This is a genomic window from Collinsella sp. AM31-2AC (genome assembly GCF_003469285.1).
In the GTDB taxonomy this organism is placed as follows: Bacteria; Actinomycetota; Coriobacteriia; order Coriobacteriales; family Coriobacteriaceae; genus Collinsella; species Collinsella aerofaciens_AT.
This window is the reverse complement of record NZ_QSJB01000009.1, coordinates 52,358-69,239: the sequence shown is the minus strand read 5'-3', so window position 1 is coordinate 69,239 and position 16,882 is coordinate 52,358. Positions and strand designations below refer to the sequence as shown.

The following is a 16,882-nucleotide window of genomic DNA, read 5'->3' as shown; positions in this document are numbered from 1 at the left end:
GGGGCCCTTTTCTTTTAGGTAGCGGAGGTATCGACGACGCCGGTCGCATTGGCAACCGCGACTATGACGATCATGCATAGGAGCAGCACACCCAATGCCTTGAGCCAAAGTTTCGCGAGTTTCTTGCCGCGATAGCTGTCGAGCAGTGCGAATCGCCGACGAAGACGGCGCTTATCGAGCAGCGCAAAATGCATAAGCACCATAAGGCCATCGACAAAGAAAAAATACTCGATTATGAGAAGCCACGTCGGGTAGCTTTGGTTTGCTCCCGTGGGGTGAAAGACGGCAAAGTGACTTCCGGCAAAGAACACAAGTAGCGAGAAGCAGACAAGCGTATTCCAAATGCGCCCCAGAGACTCCGGAACGCGAGAGAGCAGACCGCATGCAGCGGAGGCGGCAGGCCTAGGAAGCCCTGCGGGGTTCTGGAGCCCTTGGAGCGTCAACACCGTCTCCGAGGCCGGAGTACGGACAGGCGCAGGTGTAGGAGGCCGCACGGGGCGGCTCAGATCGTATGCCGAGCGCGTCGCCCGTCCCAACGCTTCCGCACTCGCAAAACGCTTGGCCGGGTCGAGCGCCATCGACATGCAGACGGCATCGGCAAGTGGAGTGGGAATGCCACGTGCCTCGCATTGCTCGCGCATGTCGAGCCCTGGTTTAGGGTCGACTCCCGTCAAGCAGAAGAACAACAGGGCGCCAAGTGCGTAGACGTCGCTGCGTACACTCGTCTGCCCAAACCCATACTGCTCGGGTGGCGCATAGGGTCGCGTGCCGAACTTGACGGTGTCTGCATCGGCGCCATCGCGCCACACGCGCGCGATCCCCAAGTCGATAATCACCAGCGACGAAAACGTCAGGCCCTCATCGAGCGTACAGTTCGCACCTGTCACGATGATATTCGACGGCTTGAGGTCGCGATGGATCACCGGCGCCGACGTCTCCCCCGCCATTGCAAAACCGGCATGGAGCTCGCCCACGGCATCGCATAGGGCAGGATACATTTCGCGCGCATAATCGGGGGTAGCTCCCAGACGGTCCACCAGCGCCCGGAGCGTCTCCCCTTCGATGTATTCCATAACCACGTTGAGCTCGTCGCCCACACGACGACAATCGACGATTCTGGGCAGGTGCTCAAAACGCCTGCCTGCCCGCTGAGCGGCAAACAGACGCTCGTATGCCCCGCCGATTTGAGCCGAAGCATCGATGCGTTTACGGACAAAGGGGCCGAGCGAACCACCGCCGGTTCCTTCAAAGTACACGAGCTCGGTTGTTTCAACGGACGAGCGCTTAAGTACACGCTCCACGCGATAGCTGTCGTCGCGATCGAGCGACGCCAGGTGCTCGGCAAGCGCTGCGGTCAGCTCGTCATCGGGATATGTTGGGGTCTGAGTATCCATAGCCTCCATCATAGCGCAGGGCGCAGACACCCCATGGCATCCGCGCCCCGTTCGTTTGCATCGTTGTTCGACAGCTCCGCCGGCTCAGATATCAGCCGCTAACTCACCGTCTCCTCGCCAAAGCGATACAGCTCCTCGTTGACCTTTTGGAGGCTGCACCCGCGATCGATGCAAAAGATGATAATCGCATCGCGGCGATCCTTGCAGTTAAGGACGCTTACCCCGGCAGCCGTCAGCGCACGGTTGGCCTCTTTGAGCGTCAGCGCCATCGCAAAGGCAATCTGCAGCACCTTATTGCGACTCGGGTGACGCGCACCAGTAAAGATCTGATAGCCAAAGGTCTCATTGAGATCGGCCATACGAACCACGCGCGAGCGCTCCAAGCCCTTTTCCTGCAGCAGCTGCTTCAGGTAGTCCGAAAGCGACGGGGCGGCAAAGTCGTGCTCCCTGATATAGTCATCGATGTTCGGCGCATCGAGAAGCTCATTGAGCAACTCCTCGGTCATCTTTTTATCGGGCATACGACTTCACCTCCCATACGGTCAATAGCGGCAACAAGTTAGGCGAGCACCCAGCTCGCAGTCGCGGACTTATCAAACATGTTGGCAAAATAGAGTGCCTTCTTGATGTCACCATCAAAGTAGATATTGCCCGCCACGGAGCCACCGGCGGCAAGGGTACCAGACTGCAGCTCATCGGAGCCCTCGCTGTAGTAACCCTGATTCTGTTGAGCGCCGTTGGCGTCCTCGCCCTTCCAGTCGTAAATATTGTAATCTGCGCCCTCATCGCCATTGTTGACGTACGTGACGTGAATACCCGTCATGGTCGAACCGTCAAAATTTGTGAGACCGGGCTGGACGGAATCGACGACGACGGAAAGGCCAGCAGTCGTGGTCACCGTCGTACCAACCGCCAAGTCAGTCGTAGACTGCTCTTCCTTCTTCGCCTCTTCCTTCTTGTCGCCATCGCCAGCGTCCTCGGTGATGGTCGCCTTATCGCTACCACACCCGGAAAGAAGACCGGCACTCCCCAAGGCGACGGTGGCGAATGCGCCAAGTGCAGCGCGACGGCTCAGCAGTACTTCGTTATCGAGCTTTTTCATCATGCATCCTTCCTACGATCCGGCTACCGCGCCGGCACACAGCACATCGTAGGAAGGATTGAACTTGCATTCATTAGCTGTGAGCTAAGGTTGCGGTAAACGGCCCATGCAGTTATCCAAACGCCGAGCAAACGCGCTTTGCGCGACCGTCCGCTGGCAGTATATCAACCCACCGTGACGGATTCCCCGGTAAAGGTGCTAATGAGCAGCAGGATAAAGAACGCCAGGTAACTGATGCTCAGCAGATAGGCAATAACCAAAAAGATGGTCCATCCAACATTGCTCTTGCCTTCGGCACGGCGCTGTTCGCGAGAACGACACAGCCAGATCGTCACGCCAATGGCCACAATCAACAGCACGAGTGCCGCTGCTGCCAACCCGGCAAGCGCAAACATCACGCCAATGCTCACGGCAATAACCGGAAGCAATAACAAGCCGCATCCACACCCACCGGGACTATAAACGGCAGATTGTCGGCGTCGCCCCATCGTCACTCCAACCTCAACATCTTTGAACACTACAATGCTATAGCCTGCTGAACAGGAACGATCTTATCCAGTTCCGGTTCGATGCGCCTCTTCTCCGCCTCGAGATCAAACGCTATCTGGGCGCGCAGCCAATAACCATCCGTCAGACCAAAGTAGCGACAAAGGCGAAGGTCGGTGTCGGCCGTCACGCGACGCCTTCCCAAGATAATCTGCCCAATGCGCTGGGCCGGAATCCCGGTCTCCTTAGCAAGGCGATATTGCGAAATGCCCATGGGGACAAGAAAATCCTCTTTGAGAAGCTCACCAGGAGTCACCGGCGGCAGCAAATCGGACGCAGTCTCATCACTTGTGATAATCGACGATTTCGACATTCCAAGCCATCCCCTGTCTCCACTCAAAACAGACCCGATAGCGCTCGTTAACACGGATGCTATATTGACCGGCACGATCGCCCTTCAAAGCTTCTAGGCGGTTGCCTGGTGGAACGCGAAGATCATCAAGCGATGCACAAACCTGCAGTTGGCGAATCTTCCTCAACGCAACACGCTCAAAAGGCACGAACTTCCTGACCCGCACACCCATGGCAAAGCGTTCGGTATCCTCATCTTTATACGATGCAATCATAGTATCGCCTTACGTTAGTAACGTCAAACGTTTCTATAGACTTACATCTCTATTATATCGTACATTTGTTCGTATTATCTAGAACAAATAGTCCTTCACGCCTTAGTCAAGCAAAAGCAATCGTTTGTAGACATCGAGGCCCTTGAGTAGGATTTCCTCGTCAAAGAGCATGCTATCGGTATGCAGGGCGCTTGTTGCATAGGCGGGGCAGCCATCCGAATCACTCGGGTTGTCTTGGCCCTCTGGCACGCCCGTGCCCAGCAAGAAGAACACGCCTGGCAGATGGCGCTGATAGAAAGCGAAGTCCTCGGCAATCAGCAAAGGCTCATCCACGAGTTGCAGCTCGGACAAGACAGGCGCAATGTGGGCGAACAGCTCGGGATCGTTATCGACCGGCGGATAGCCCTCGGCAAAATCGAGGTCATATGTGCAGCCCGTTGCGACGCAGGCATCGTCCAGCACGCGGCGCACGCCCTCGCGCGCGCGGTCGAACATGTCGTCCGTAAACACACGTAGGCTGCCGGCAACATGGGCCTCCCCCGCCACCGCATTGCAGACGGTGCCGGCCTGCAGCAGGCCGAACTTACCAATGCAGGGCTCGTCGACACCCAACTCGTCCATGAGCTCGCGCTCGGAAACCAAGAACTTGGCAGCCGCCAGCGCCGCATCGTGCGACTCCTCGACCGGAACGCCATAGGTCTTAGCGATATGGATGCTCGTGCCATGGATATGAATGTGTGTCTCACTCGAACGCACCAGCAACGGACCGGAGCAGCTCGCCAACGTGCCGGCGGGCAGATCGGGCCACACGTGGAAGCCGAAGATGCGATCCACCCCGTAGCGCTCGAACACGCCGCTCTCGCACACCGTCTTGGCACCACCAGTCGTCTCCTCGGCCGGCTGAAACACAAAGAGCACATTGCGCTTAATGGCGCCCGGCTGCTCACGGATCGTACGGTCGACAAAGGTTGCCGCCGAAAGCGCCATGGCCATGTGTCCATCGTGCCCGCAAGCATGCATCTTGCCGGGATGGGTCGAAGCGAACGCTGCCCCCGTTGCCTCGGCAATGGGCAGCGCATCCATATCGCCGCGAATCGCCGTGGCATGCGCGGCGCCAACGCCAGCGTCGAAGAAAGCGCAGACGCAGCCGGGGCACGGATGGGTCACATCGCAGGTGAGCGGTGCCAACACGCCCTCGATATAGGCGATCGTCTGCGGAAGATCGAAGTCGAGCTCCGGGATCCTGTGCAAGTCGCGGCGGTAGCGACGGAGTTCTTGGAGCTCGGCCATATTGGTTCCTTTCGTAGGTGCGCGTCGGCTGCTATCTATTGTGCCGCAAGATTGCTACACCCTTATTTCCAGCATATCCCTGCATTTTTTAAACGTTATATACGAATACTCTTGTTTGGTAAAGTGCAACGTGGTAGGGTCGTTACCACTTGATAGAGGCGCGGGCACGAAGAGCCGCGGGCGAGCCGGCAGGCTTTGACCCCGCGGGGAGGCGAAACCCGCCGAACTGGGTTTTTCGGGCACGAACAGCCTGGTGGGCCTGCGGGAAACACCCGCAGGACTGTCTGCAGCAATGCGGGAGCGCTATCCGGACATTGGGTCCACGCTATGCGGATTCGATGCGCAGGTAGCGCCGTCTGGATAGCGAGGTTTACGGGACATGGCACTAACTCCCAACGAGGCATATGCGGCCAAGCAGCCGTTTGTAGACAAGGAGACGCTCGAGCATATCGTCGAGCAGTTCCCCACTCCGTTTCATCTATATGACGAGGCGGGCATCCGCCGCAATATGCAAGAGGTGCGCGACGCCTTTGCATGGAACCCCGGCTTTAAGGAATACTTTGCCGTCAAGGCCAATCCCAACCCGGCGCTCATCTCTATTCTCAACGAATACGGCTGCGGCTGCGATTGCTCGAGCTATACCGAGCTCATGATCGCCCGCTCGTTGGGCATCACGGGGCACGACATCATGTTCTCGTCCAATGACACGCCGGCAGCGGACTTTGAACTTGCCGACAAGCTGGGCGCTATCGTCAACTTTGACGATATCAGCCACATCGAGTTCTTTGAGCGCGTCGCCGGCCCCATCCCCAAGACGGTCAGCTGCCGCTTTAATCCGGGCGGCCTGTTCCAGCTCTCCAACGGCATCATGGACAACCCAGGCGACTCCAAGTACGGCATGACCACCGAGCAGCTCTTCGAGGCCTTCCACATGCTCAAGGCCAAGGGCGCTGAGGACTTTGGCATCCACGCATTCCTTGCCAGCAACACCGTCACCAACGACTACTATCCCAAACTCGCGCGCATCCTCTTTGAGCTTGCCGTGCGCCTGGAGCGCGAGACCGGCGCACACGTCGCCTTCATCAACCTGTCCGGCGGCGTCGGCATCCCCTATCTGCCCGAGCAGCAGGCCAACGACGTCCACGCCATCAGCGAGGGAGTGCACGCGGCCTACGACGAGATCCTGGTTCCCGCTGGCATGGGCGACGTGGCCATCTGCACCGAGATGGGCCGCTTTATGATGGGCCCCTACGGCTGCCTAGTCACCCGTGCCATCCATGAGAAGCAGATCTACAAGGACTATATCGGTGTCGATGCAAGTGCCGTCGACCTGATCCGCCCCGCCATGTATGGCGCCTACCACCACATTACGGTGATGGGCCAGCCGGGAGGCGCCGACAAGACCGTAGCACCCGTCACGGACACCTACGACATCACGGGCAACCTGTGCGAGAACAACGACAAGTTCGCCATCGATCGCCAGCTGCCGCATATCGACATGGGAGACCTGCTCGTGATTCACGACACGGGCGCCCATGGCTACTCCATGGGCTACAACTACAACGGGCGCCTGCGCTCCGCCGAGGTACTGCTGCGCCCCGATGGCTCGGCAGACCTCATCCGCCGTGCCGAGCGCCCGGGCGATTACTTTGCCACGCTCGACGTGCTGCCGTGCGGCCGCGAGCTGCTGGCCAAGTCGCGCGCCGATACCGCCCGCCATCGTACCCAGGACGAGCGCCTGGCCGTCGCCGCTCAGTGGAACAAACGCATCCAGATCGCGGAAGCGAAGGAGAAGAACATGGACATCCGCAATCTCGAGGGTTCAATCGTCGCCCTTGTCACGCCGTTTAAAAAGGACGGCAGTGTCGACTTTGACGCACTCGGGCGCCTTATCGATTTCCACCTGCAAAATGGCACTGACGCCATCCTCACCCTGGGCACCACCGGAGAGAGCGCCACGATGACCGATGACGAAGACAACTCCGTCGTCGCCGCCGTTGTCAAGCATGTTGCAGGACGCGTCCCCGTCATCGCCGGCTCGGGCTCCAACTCCACGCAAACCATGCTCACCAAGTCGCTCACTTACCAAGGCCTGGGCGCCGACGGCCTGCTGCTCATTACCCCCTACTACAACAAGTCTAACGAAGAGGGCATCTACCAGCACTTTAAGACCGTCGCCGATGCCGTGGACATCCCCTGCATCCTGTACAACATCCCCGGCCGCTGTGGCTGCGGTATCAGCGAGCGCAACGTAGAGCGCTTGGCCGCGCACCCCAACATCATCGGCATCAAGGAGGCCTCGGGCAACGTCGCCTACGCGGCCAAGATCGCCCACCTGCTGTCCGATGACTTCCGCATGTACTCGGGCGAGGATGCACTCACCGTGCCGCTCATGAGCCTAGGCGCTTCGGGTACCATCAGCGTGTGGGCCGACGTACAGCCGCAGCTCGTGCACGACATGTGCCGCGCTTATCTGGACGGCGACGTAGCGCGCGCCCGCGATATCCAGATTGCCGCACAACCGCTCATCAACGCCCTCTTTAGCGAGGTCAACCCCATCCCCGTTAAGGAAGCGCTCGCCCAGATGGGCATGATCGAGGCAAACTACCGCATGCCGCTGTGCCCCATGGCAGACGACACGCAAGCCGCACTTACCGATGCTCTGAAGGGAGCTGGTCTGCTTGATTAAGACCGTCATTATGGGAACGGGCCGCATGGGCTCGCTCATCCGCACTACCGCCGAGGGTATTGTCGATACCGCCGGACAGCCCGTTTTCGACATTGTGGCCCAGATTGGCTTCGATTTGAGCGAGCTCGAGAACGCACCGGCTGCCGATGTGATTATCGACTTCTCGAACGTCGTGACCTTTGACGCCGTCGTCGCCTATGTCGAGCGCACGGGCGCGGCGTTGGTCTCGGGCACCACAGGCTACACTCCCGAGCAGATGGACCGCCTGCGTGAGCTGGGCCAGAACGCCCGCGTCATGCACTCCGGCAATTACTCCATCGGCATCGCAGCCCTGCGTCATCTAGTGGCCCAGGCCACGCGTGAGCTGCCCGGCTTTGACTGCGAGATTGTCGAGACTCACCACAACCAAAAGGTCGACGCCCCCAGCGGCACCGCAAAGCTGCTGCTCGACGCCGTAGTCGAGGCCGAGCCCGAGGCAGGCTACCACCCCGTCTATGGCCGCGAGGGCATGTGCGGCGCGCGTGACCCCAAGGAGATCGGCATGCACTCGCTGCGCGGCGGCACCGTCGCCGGCGTGCACGAGGTGAGTTTCTTTGGCCAGGACGAGGAGGTCACGCTCACCCACCGCGCCACGAGCCGTCAGATCTTCGTCAACGGCGCCCTAGCCGCCGCCCAGAAGCTCGTCACCCGCGACTCCGGCTTCTACACCTTCGACCAGGTCATGTTTGCCTAACCAGGTATCAACCATACCCCCTCAAAGGAGAGACAGCATATGAGCAACGCAGCCGAGATGGACGCACAGGAGATTATCAACTACATCGCCACCGCGCCCAAAAAGACGCCCGTCAAGCTGTACGTGCGCGAGAAGCCCGGCATGAAGGTTGCCTGGGGCGACGCGCATGTCTACGGCGGGCGGCGCGGCAAGACCGTCTTTGGCGACTGGGATGAGCTCAGGGCAATCCTCGACGCCAACGCCGACTCTATCGACTACTACGACGTAGAGAACGACTGCCGCAACTCCGCCGTGCCCATGCTCGACCTTAAGGGCATCAACGCCCGCATCGAGCCGGGCGCGATCATCCGCGACCGCGTCGAGATCGGCGACCGTGCCGTCATCATGATGGGTGCCATCATCAACATCGGCTCCGTTATCGGCGAGGGTTCCATGATCGATATGGGCGCCGTGCTGGGCGGCCGCGCCACCGTGGGCAAGAACTGCCATATCGGCGCCGGCACCGTGCTGGCAGGCGTTGTGGAGCCCGCCAGCGCCACGCCCGTCATCATCGAGGACGATGTCATGATCGGCGCAAACGCCGTGGTCCTGGAAGGCGTGCGCGTGGGCAAGGGCGCTGTTGTCGCCGCCGGCGCCGTGTGCGTCGAGGACGTCCCCGCCGGCGCCGTCGTGGCCGGTGTCCCCGCCCGCGTCATCAAGATGCGCGACGAGAAGACCGACAGCAAGACCGGCCTGGAAGAGGGCTTACGTCAACTGTAGGGTTACGCGGTTTTACCAAACCGCGTAACTAGCCGACGCTGCAAACGCCCCAGAGCGGCAATCTGACGTTCAGTCGTCGGGCATGACCAAAAGGTCAATGCCCTCCTCTTTCACGTCACCTTGCTCGCTCTGGGGCGTTTTCGCTGACTTATGCTCAACCAGTAGCGAAATTAAGCCCCAAGTAAAAAGGCCGAAGCCCTCATCCGAGGCTTCGGCCTTCGCTTTCTCGCTGCAGGCGTAACGCAACTTATCGATTCTCGATGCTGCCGATGTTTTTGAGTTCGATGGAGATGAGGCCGTTGGGTTCGTTGACGAACTCGATGTACTCGGAGTTCGAACCCATCTCGGCCGGGAAGCTGATCTCGATGCCCGTGTCGGTACGGATCTTGTGGTTGCGCACGGCCGCTCGCTCGACCTGCTTGCGCTCCACGGGCACGCGCTCGGGCACCTTCTCCTCGGTCAGTGCCGCGCGTACGCTTTCCTTGATGACCGGCTCGTCCTCAAAGACCTCATCGACGATATCCCAAGGCGGCAGCTCCTCGTCGTCCTCGACCTTCTCGGCGACGGCGGCCTTGACCTTGGCGAGAGCGACGGCCGTGTTGGCACCGTGCTCCTCGGCGACCTCCTCGACCACGCGCGTCACGGTGTCGATGACTTCCTTGCCCGACACGCCCGTGTCGCACTGCAACAGGCCATCGGGGATGAGCATGCGGTCCTCGCCGGCAATCTTGCGCTTCTTGTCTACGTAGCCGATCTCCATGGTGCTCGCGCGCACGATGGCATAGCTCGGCACCTTCTGCGAGGGGTTCGGCAGGATGGCGTAGTGGCGCGCGATATCGTTGCGCACCTCCCCCTCCTCGCGGCCTACCTCGTGCATAAAGGCCTGCTTGGAGCCCAGGAGCATGACGGCAAACCAGCGGGCATCCTCATCGTCGTCAAAGTCGGCCACGAGCACGTCGGTGGACTCAGCCTTCTCGGCCTTGGTGAGCTCGGAAGAGATGAACTCCGCGATCTGCTGCGACAGATCCACGAACTCGCGCTCGCCAAAGAAATAGCCCTTGAGCTCGCCGCCAAACGCAGAGTTCTCGGCAAACGTGGCGCGTTTATTGTCGGCCGAGGTACGTGCGCGGCGCAGATGCGTGGTCACGAAGTTGCGCACGGTACGGCTCTCGATATCGAGCTCGCGCTGGCTCATAACGTTGACGGCAGAGTCAAAGTCCAGGATATGCAGAATCGCGTGATTGATTTTCATATACGGCATTCCGTTCTAGATTGAATTGAGCACGAACCAGTATAGCGGTCGAGCCCGCCCCAGGCGCATCGAAGATTGGTGCATCGGGGACAGGTTGCTTTGCACCAATGGCTAGCGCAGGAGCTCGGACTGCCATACCTCGAGCTGTTCTGCCAGGCTCTTACCACTAGAAGGCACGCTGAACTCGGGACGTTTGGGCAGCAGCGCACACTTAAGAATTGCCACGATGGTCTGCGAGACAAAGCGTCGCGTATCCTTGTCAAACCCTTGCGCAGCCTGGAGCATCACGGGCAGGCTCTCGCGCAGATTCCCAGTGATATCCGCAAACCGCTCAGCACCCGTAGCCTCAAACACGGAGAACAACGCATCTACAAAACGCTCGCGCTCGCTAGGCGAAACTGCAAGCAGCATCTCGCGAATGGAGCCATCAACGTATCGAGCACCGGCGGACAGGCGCTCACAGTACACGAAGTCGCGACCATCAACCACCCAGCTAAAGGGATTGTGCTGCAGCAGGCTGAACTCGGTGCTCTCAACGATGGCATAGTCCTCCTGCGTCTCGAACATCATGCCAAAGATCGACGACCGAGGTAGCGTCTTGTCGATTCGACCGGATAGGTCGGCGAAGGCGTTGCCGCTCAGAAACTCCTCGACGAAGCCCGGACCATCATGGGAATACGCCCGTTCGATTCGCTCGCGGGCGACATCGGAGCACATCGCCGCACCGTACACCGCAAGGTTTCCACCCTTGGAATGACCTCCGCACAAAAGCGGCCCGCCAATCGCATCCGCCGCCTCGTCCACATAACGTACCGCGGATTCCTGGGCCGGCACAGGACACCGGAACGCCATGTTAAAGTCCTCTTTCCAGCCCACAATCGTGCTGTCGGTCCCCCGGAAGGAAAGATAACTAAACCCCGCCGGAAACCGGAACGCCATGGCTGCAAACTGCTCTGTCGCTACCACATCGCTCACGGCACGATAGCCGCAAACGTGCACGCCACGGTAACGAGGGTTTGCTGCCACGGCCTCCAACAAGGCCCTGCTCCCCTCTGGATCCCACAAGTCGTCAATCATGTCCCGGTAGCACTCGGCACGCAGCAGTTCGCGTACGTCTAGGCCCTGCCAGTTCGTCAGCTCCGCCATATCACCCGGCAAACGCAAATAGGACAACCACGCAAAGACCAGGCTATCCACCGCGCAGAACGGCCTCTCCTCAAACGGATCAAACACCGTCTGGGCATATGTCAAAAAATTAGGCGAATCCGACATGGCGCTCCCATCAACTATGGTGCATTGGGGTCAGGTTACTTTGCACCAAAAAGGCGCCCGGGCCGTGTGGACTCGGACGCCTTCATTGTAGCTTTTCGCTCCAACGAGCTTGATTTAGCAGGAGAAGTCGACGCTGTCGATAATGTCCTTGAGGGCCTTGGCGGAGGCGGTGAGCTCATGCTGCTCGTCATCGTTCAGCGGCACGGGGACGCGACAGACGACGCCGTCGCGGCCAACGACCGTCGGCATGGAGATGGCAAGATCGGACAGGCCATACTCGCCCACCATGAGCGAGGAGACGGGCAGAACGGTCTGCTCATCGCGCATGACGGCGGTGCAGATGCGCTTGACGGCCATGGCGACGCCATAGTAGGTGGCGTGCTTCTTCTCGATGATGGTGTAGGCGGAGTTCTTGACGTCCTCGGCGATGCGCTTCTCGGCAGACTCATGCTCCAGATGACCGTGAAGCTCGCAGAAAGTGTTCAGCGGCACGCCGGCAACCTGGGCGCTGGACCAAGCGACAAACTCAGAGTCGCCGTGCTCACCCATGACATAGGCCTGGACATCGCGCGGGTCAACCTCGACGTGGGCACCAAGCATCTGCTGCAGACGGCCAGTGTCGAGCACGGTGCCGGAGCCGATGACATGGCCCTCGGGCAGGCCGGACATCTTGATGGCGGCATAGGTCAGAACATCGACCGGGTTGGAGACAATGAGCAGAATGCCATCGAAGCCAGACTTCTTAATTTCGGGAATGATGGACTTGAAGATGTTGACGTTCTTGTTGACCAGGTCCAGACGGGTCTCACCGGGCTTCTGGGCAGCGCCAGCGGTGACGACGATCATGGCGGCGTCGGCGACATCGGAATAATCGCCGGCGTAGATCTTCATCGGCTCGGCAAACGTCATGCCGTGCGCGATATCCAGGGCCTCACCCTCGGCGCGGTTCTTGTCCACGTCGATGAGGACCATCTCGGAGAACAGACCGCTCTGCATCAGCGCGAACGCCGAAGACGAACCGACGAAACCGCAGCCGACAATAGCGACCTTCTTCTCGTTAACCATTAGAAACTCCCATCTCTCTCCACAAACAAGCCACCCGGGAACGACCCGAGCGGCTTGTCGTAATCCCAATACATCCAATCGGGACTTTGATTATGCTCCTATTCGCAGCCAAAAATCGACCGTTTACCGAAATTGTTTGCAGGATTCGTAAAATAACTGCACGAAATCGGTTTCGAGCTATTGACGAGTCGAAACAGGTTTCTAATACAGACCCGCCTCGCGGATGGCCTCGACAGCCAAAGCAATCTGATCGGGCGGCAGGACCAGCGCCATGCGCACGTGCCCCTCGCCCGAAGGACCAAAGCTCGCGCCCGGCGTCACCACAACGCCGGCCTTCTCCATGAGCTCCTCGCAAAACGCCATGGAATCGGTGCGACCACCGGGAAGCTTGGCCCACACAAACATAGAGCCATGCGCGTTGGGACGCTCCCAGCCCAGGCCCTCAAGACCGTCGCACAGGGCATCGCGGCGCTCCTGGTACTTCAGACGCTGCGCCTCGACCTCATCGCGCGGACCGTTCAGGCAGGCGATAGCAGCCTTCTGGATCGGGAAGAACATACCAAAGTCGATCTGGCCGCGCAGCTTGGCAAAGGCCGAGACCACATCCTCGCGACCGACCAAAAAGCCGATACGCGCACCGGTGACGTTAAACGACTTGGAGAGCGAGAAGAACTCAACGCCCACCTCGAGCGCGCCGGGATACTGCAAGAAGCTGCCGCCCGGCTCGCCGTCGAACACGATGTCGGAGTATGCGTTGTCGTGAACGATGAGCAGGTCGTGCTCGCGGGCGAAAGCGATGATCTCCTCGTAGACCTCGGGCGTGCCCACCGAGCCCACCGGGTTGGCGGGCAGCGACACAATCATGTACTTGGCACGATCGGCCACCTCGGGATCGATACCCGCCACATAGGGCAGGTAATTGTGCTCCGCCACCAGCGGATAGTACTCGAGCTTGGCATCGGCGATCTTGGCACCTGCCTCAAAGACCGGGTAGCACGGATCGGGAACCAGAATGGTGTCACCCGGATCGAGCAGGGCAAGGCCCAAATGGCCAACGCCCTCCTGCGTGCCGTTGCACGACTGCACCATAGACGGCGTAATGCCCGAAACGCCAAAGCGACGCTCGTAGTAATCGCACACGGCTTGCTTGAGTTCGGGCAGGTCGCGCAGGGCATACTTCCACATCTCGGGGTCCTGGGCCGCTTGCGTGAGCGCCTCGACCACGTGGTCGTACGGCTTAAAGTCGGGCGTGCCCACGCTCATGTTGTAAATGGTCTTGCCCTGAGCCTTCAGCGCAAGCAGTTTGTTGTTGAGCGAGGCGAAGACCTCCGCGCCAAAGCGGTCGAGACGCTGCGATGCCTGCATGGTGCCACCTTTCGATATGAAAAACGCGGCGCTCCGACAAGAGCGCCGCGCGATACGGGCCATCAGATTGCAAAAGTGTAACGCTTGCAACCCCCGCATTGGTTCAATTTAGCCAACCTTAGTCAATTGGATTGAGCGCGTCGATCTGCGCAAGCCACAGTCGCGAGCTGGCGTCACTCGGCATACGCCAATCGCCGCGCGGGCTGAGCGTCACCGAGCCCACCTTGGGACCATCGGGCAGGCAGCTGCGCTTAAACTGCTGGGCAAAGAAGCGACGGCAGAACGTACGCAACCACGTGTGGACAGTCTTGACGTCGTAGGCGCCCTCGAAGCTCTTGAGCGCCATGCGGTAGATCTTGCCCGGCTCAAAGCCAAAACGCAGCAGGTAGTAGAGGAAGTAGTCGTGCAGCTCGTACGGGCCCACCAAATCCTCAGTCTTCTGCGCAATCTCGCCGTCGCCCGTGGGCGGCAGAAGCTCGGGGGACACCGGCGTATCGAGGATATCGAGCAAGACCTCGGCAATACGCCCGCCAAAAACATCAGCGGCATAGCGCACCAGATGGCGCACAAGCGTCTTGGGCACGCTCGCGTTGACGGCGTACATGCTCATGTGGTCGCCGTTGTAGGTAGCCCAGCCGAGCGCCAGCTCCGACAGGTCGCCCGTGCCGATGACAAAACCGCCGGCCTGATTGGCCAGGTCCATCAGAATCTGCGTACGCTCGCGGGCCTGGCTGTTCTCGTAGGTCACGTCCTGGACGGTCGGATCGTGCTCGATGTCCTTAAAATGCTGCTCCACGGCTGCATGGATCGAGACTTCGCGAAAGCTCACGCCTAGGTCGCGAGCGAGCGACTCGGCATTGGACTTGGTGCGGTGCGTCGTGCCAAAGCCGGGCATGGACACGGCCGTGATACCGGTGCGCGGCAGGCCCAAGGCGTCGAACGCACGCACGGTCACGAGGAGCGCCAGCGTGGAATCGAGGCCGCCCGAAAGGCCGATGACGGCCGCCTTGGTGCCCGTATGGGCAAGGCGAGTCTTGAGGCCAGCAGTCTGCAGATTGAGAATAGTCTCGCAGCGCTCGGCCAGATCACCGTGGTCGGCCGGCACAAAAGGCGCGCGAGGGAAAACGCGGTCGATATCGCAGGCATCGCGCAGAACAGGCTCTTTGGCCAGCACGCCCTCAAACGAAAACTCAACGGTCGTGGCCTCCAGCGCATCGTCCGCGCGTGTCCACGTCGTCGAGCGACGGCGCTCAGCAACCAGGCGGTCAAGATCGACGTCGGCGATGGCCATGTCGCAGGTAAGCAGCTTGGTCGCGGCGAGCTTGGAGCCGTTTTCGTAGACGAGGTTCTCACCCGCAAAGACCATATCGGTCGTGGACTCGCCCTCACTCGCGTCCGCATAGGCATAGGCGCAGTACAGGCGCGCACTCTGATTGGAGATAAGGCTGCGGCGGTAGTCTGCCTTACCGATAATCTCATCCGAGGCCGACGGGTTGAGAATCACCGTCGCACCGGCAAGCGCCATCTCGGTCGAAGGGGGCGCCGGCACCCACAGGTCTTCACAGACCTCAACGCCCAGCACCATATCCTCGGCACCTTCATCACAGCAGCGGTAGACAAGCCCCGAACCCAGCGGAACCGGACCCTGACCGGCAAATTCAACCCACACGGGATCCGCAGGCGCTGGAGCAAACCAACGGCGCTCATAGAACTCGCCATAGTTGGGCAGATACTTCTTGGCCGTGAGGCCCAAAAGCTCGCCCGCGCAGCACACGGCGGCGCAGTTGTAGATATTCTCGGCAACTGCAACGGGAAGACCGATGGTAAAGACGACCGGCAACTCACGGGTTTCATCGAGGATGTGCACAAGTGCCGCCTCGCAGGCATGCAGCAGTGTGCGGTTATGGAACAGGTCAGCCGCGGTATAGCCGGTCAGGTTAAGCTCGGGCAGCACCAACGCACGAACGCCACGCTCGGCGGCTTCGCGAACAGCCGTCAGCGCAACTTCGGCATTGCCCTCGACATCGGCCACGCGAATCTGCGGCGACGCCGCCGCCACGCGCAAAAAGCCATCGTTCTTAACTTGACCGTTTAGAAAATCGTTCATGCGAGCTCCAACACATCCGTTTAGCCGCAACGAGCGGCGGCGATAAAGTCCGCCTCCATTGTACTGTCAAGTTCAATCAGCGCTGGTGGGGCAGACTCATGATAAAAATTGAAAAGAGAAGTCAGAATGGCGTTTAGCAGTAGAACGAGATCTCGTCCACAAGGAAAAATGCCTTCCATTTAGAGCAAATCAATTCATGCTGAGCGGCGATAATTTCACAGAGGTCGTCAAGCGTGCTCCGGGGAATCTTCGCTTTGTTATTAGCGACAATGCAACCTCCCCTGCGAGTCAGCCAGATTTTGGCCGAGTTATCTGAAGGCGCTCCCTTGCAAACATGGACATGGATTGGCTCGCCCGCTTCGTTGGACCAAAAGAAGACCCTATAGCCGCCAATAAGAAAAAGGCTAGGCAACTTTAGCTCCTCCGTTTGCGGCGTAGCGATACAGTAGATGGGCGTTATTGCTCAGAAAAGTCTCAAATCCTCGCTTCTCCTCGTCGGTGAAACGCCCTTCCCACATAGTCCAATTGTAAGAAGGCAGCTCGCAACGAGCGGAGTCGAAACCCTCTGCCGTCGGTCGTTCAAAATGCACGATGACCTTTTCGATATCGCCATCTGTGATCAGGTCAGAATGAATGACCTCGGTACCATCTTCGAATGTCATATACGGGTACATCACGTAAACCACCTCGCAATCATTAATTCAGTTTAGCATCAAGCTAGTGCACCAATGATAGCAAGCCC

General features: G+C 59.6%; 17 protein-coding genes and 1 riboswitch. Of the genes, 3 read left to right on the top strand and 14 right to left on the bottom strand.

What is annotated here, in order from left to right; genetic code table 11:
• Positions 1 to 14: 14 nt before the first annotated feature.
• The 7 genes from DW796_RS05715 to DW796_RS05685 form a co-directional block, all read right to left on the bottom strand.
• On the bottom strand, positions 15 to 1,394 hold the full coding sequence (locus tag DW796_RS05715) for a protein kinase (protein WP_158567699.1): 1,380 nt from the start codon (positions 1,392 to 1,394) through the stop codon (positions 15 to 17).
• Positions 1,395 to 1,492: 98 nt separating this feature from the next.
• Entirely contained in the window at positions 1,493 to 1,915 is a 423-nt protein-coding gene (locus tag DW796_RS05710) for an XRE family transcriptional regulator (protein ID WP_118094530.1), read from the bottom strand.
• A 38-nt stretch (positions 1,916 to 1,953) separates the two neighbouring features.
• Positions 1,954 to 2,496, bottom strand: coding sequence for a DUF4352 domain-containing protein (locus DW796_RS05705; RefSeq protein WP_233539679.1), 543 nt, complete (start codon positions 2,494 to 2,496; stop codon positions 1,954 to 1,956).
• Between the two features lie 164 nt (positions 2,497 to 2,660).
• Entirely contained in the window at positions 2,661 to 2,930 is a 270-nt protein-coding gene (locus DW796_RS05700) for a hypothetical protein (RefSeq protein WP_147351019.1), read from the bottom strand.
• An 83-nt stretch (positions 2,931 to 3,013) separates the two neighbouring features.
• Positions 3,014 to 3,355, bottom strand: coding sequence for a HigA family addiction module antitoxin (locus DW796_RS05695; protein ID WP_118094527.1), 342 nt, complete (start codon positions 3,353 to 3,355; stop codon positions 3,014 to 3,016).
• Positions 3,327 to 3,608, bottom strand: coding sequence for a type II toxin-antitoxin system RelE/ParE family toxin (locus tag DW796_RS05690; protein ID WP_118094526.1), 282 nt, complete (start codon positions 3,606 to 3,608; stop codon positions 3,327 to 3,329). Before DW796_RS05690 ends, DW796_RS05695 begins: the two co-directional genes overlap by 29 nt.
• Before the next feature lie 102 nt (positions 3,609 to 3,710).
• The gene (locus DW796_RS05685; protein ID WP_118094525.1) at positions 3,711 to 4,898 is read right to left on the bottom strand and encodes an amidohydrolase; all 1,188 of its coding nucleotides are present in this window, start codon (positions 4,896 to 4,898) and stop codon (positions 3,711 to 3,713) included.
• Positions 4,899 to 5,043: 145 nt separating this feature from the next.
• Positions 5,044 to 5,212, top strand: a riboswitch (Lysine riboswitch).
• Positions 5,213 to 5,277: 65 nt separating this feature from the next.
• On the opposite strand from DW796_RS05685, the gene dapA reads away from it, so the two are divergent.
• Genes dapA through dapD form a run of 3 tightly spaced genes read left to right on the top strand, consistent with a single transcriptional unit; the run spans position 5,278 to position 9,079 of the window.
• Positions 5,278 to 7,587 (top strand): 4-hydroxy-tetrahydrodipicolinate synthase, encoded by a 2,310-nt coding sequence (gene dapA, locus DW796_RS10635; protein WP_118094524.1) that lies wholly within the window; start codon positions 5,278 to 5,280, stop codon positions 7,585 to 7,587.
• Positions 7,580 to 8,320: a 4-hydroxy-tetrahydrodipicolinate reductase gene (dapB, locus tag DW796_RS05675; RefSeq protein ID WP_233539678.1), complete on the top strand. Its 741-nt coding sequence runs from the start codon at positions 7,580 to 7,582 to the stop codon at positions 8,318 to 8,320. Before dapA ends, dapB begins: the two co-directional genes overlap by 8 nt.
• Before the next feature lie 39 nt (positions 8,321 to 8,359).
• Positions 8,360 to 9,079 carry a 2,3,4,5-tetrahydropyridine-2,6-dicarboxylate N-acetyltransferase gene (gene dapD, locus DW796_RS05670; RefSeq protein WP_118094523.1) on the top strand — a complete coding sequence of 240 codons (720 nt, stop codon included), beginning with the start codon at positions 8,360 to 8,362 and terminating at the stop codon, positions 9,077 to 9,079.
• Between the two features lie 247 nt (positions 9,080 to 9,326).
• Here dapD and DW796_RS05665 read toward each other — a convergent pair whose 3' ends face one another.
• The 7 genes from DW796_RS05665 to DW796_RS05635 all read right to left on the bottom strand — a co-directional run bounded on the left by DW796_RS05665 (position 9,327) and on the right by DW796_RS05635 (position 16,814).
• Positions 9,327 to 10,331, bottom strand: a complete 1,005-nt coding sequence (locus DW796_RS05665; RefSeq protein ID WP_022094136.1) for a nucleoid-associated protein — start codon at positions 10,329 to 10,331, stop codon at positions 9,327 to 9,329.
• Positions 10,332 to 10,442: 111 nt separating this feature from the next.
• Positions 10,443 to 11,603 (bottom strand): Mbeg1-like protein, encoded by a 1,161-nt coding sequence (locus tag DW796_RS05660; protein WP_118094522.1) that lies wholly within the window; start codon positions 11,601 to 11,603, stop codon positions 10,443 to 10,445.
• Between the two features lie 114 nt (positions 11,604 to 11,717).
• On the bottom strand, positions 11,718 to 12,668 hold the full coding sequence (locus tag DW796_RS05655; protein ID WP_118094521.1) for an L-lactate dehydrogenase: 951 nt from the start codon (positions 12,666 to 12,668) through the stop codon (positions 11,718 to 11,720).
• A gap of 201 nt (positions 12,669 to 12,869) precedes the next feature.
• Positions 12,870 to 14,033: a pyridoxal phosphate-dependent aminotransferase gene (locus DW796_RS05650; protein ID WP_006234344.1), complete on the bottom strand. Its 1,164-nt coding sequence runs from the start codon at positions 14,031 to 14,033 to the stop codon at positions 12,870 to 12,872.
• A 118-nt stretch (positions 14,034 to 14,151) separates the two neighbouring features.
• The gene (locus tag DW796_RS05645) at positions 14,152 to 16,140 is read right to left on the bottom strand and encodes an NAD(+) synthase (protein ID WP_118094520.1); all 1,989 of its coding nucleotides are present in this window, start codon (positions 16,138 to 16,140) and stop codon (positions 14,152 to 14,154) included.
• Between the two features lie 133 nt (positions 16,141 to 16,273).
• A complete protein-coding gene (locus DW796_RS10800; RefSeq protein ID WP_117635420.1) occupies positions 16,274 to 16,552 on the bottom strand; it encodes a DUF4160 domain-containing protein in 279 nt (92 codons plus the stop codon).
• The gene (locus DW796_RS05635) at positions 16,545 to 16,814 is read right to left on the bottom strand and encodes a hypothetical protein (RefSeq protein WP_117635421.1); all 270 of its coding nucleotides are present in this window, start codon (positions 16,812 to 16,814) and stop codon (positions 16,545 to 16,547) included. Before DW796_RS05635 ends, DW796_RS10800 begins: the two co-directional genes overlap by 8 nt.
• Between the last annotated feature and the right edge of the window lie 68 nt (positions 16,815 to 16,882).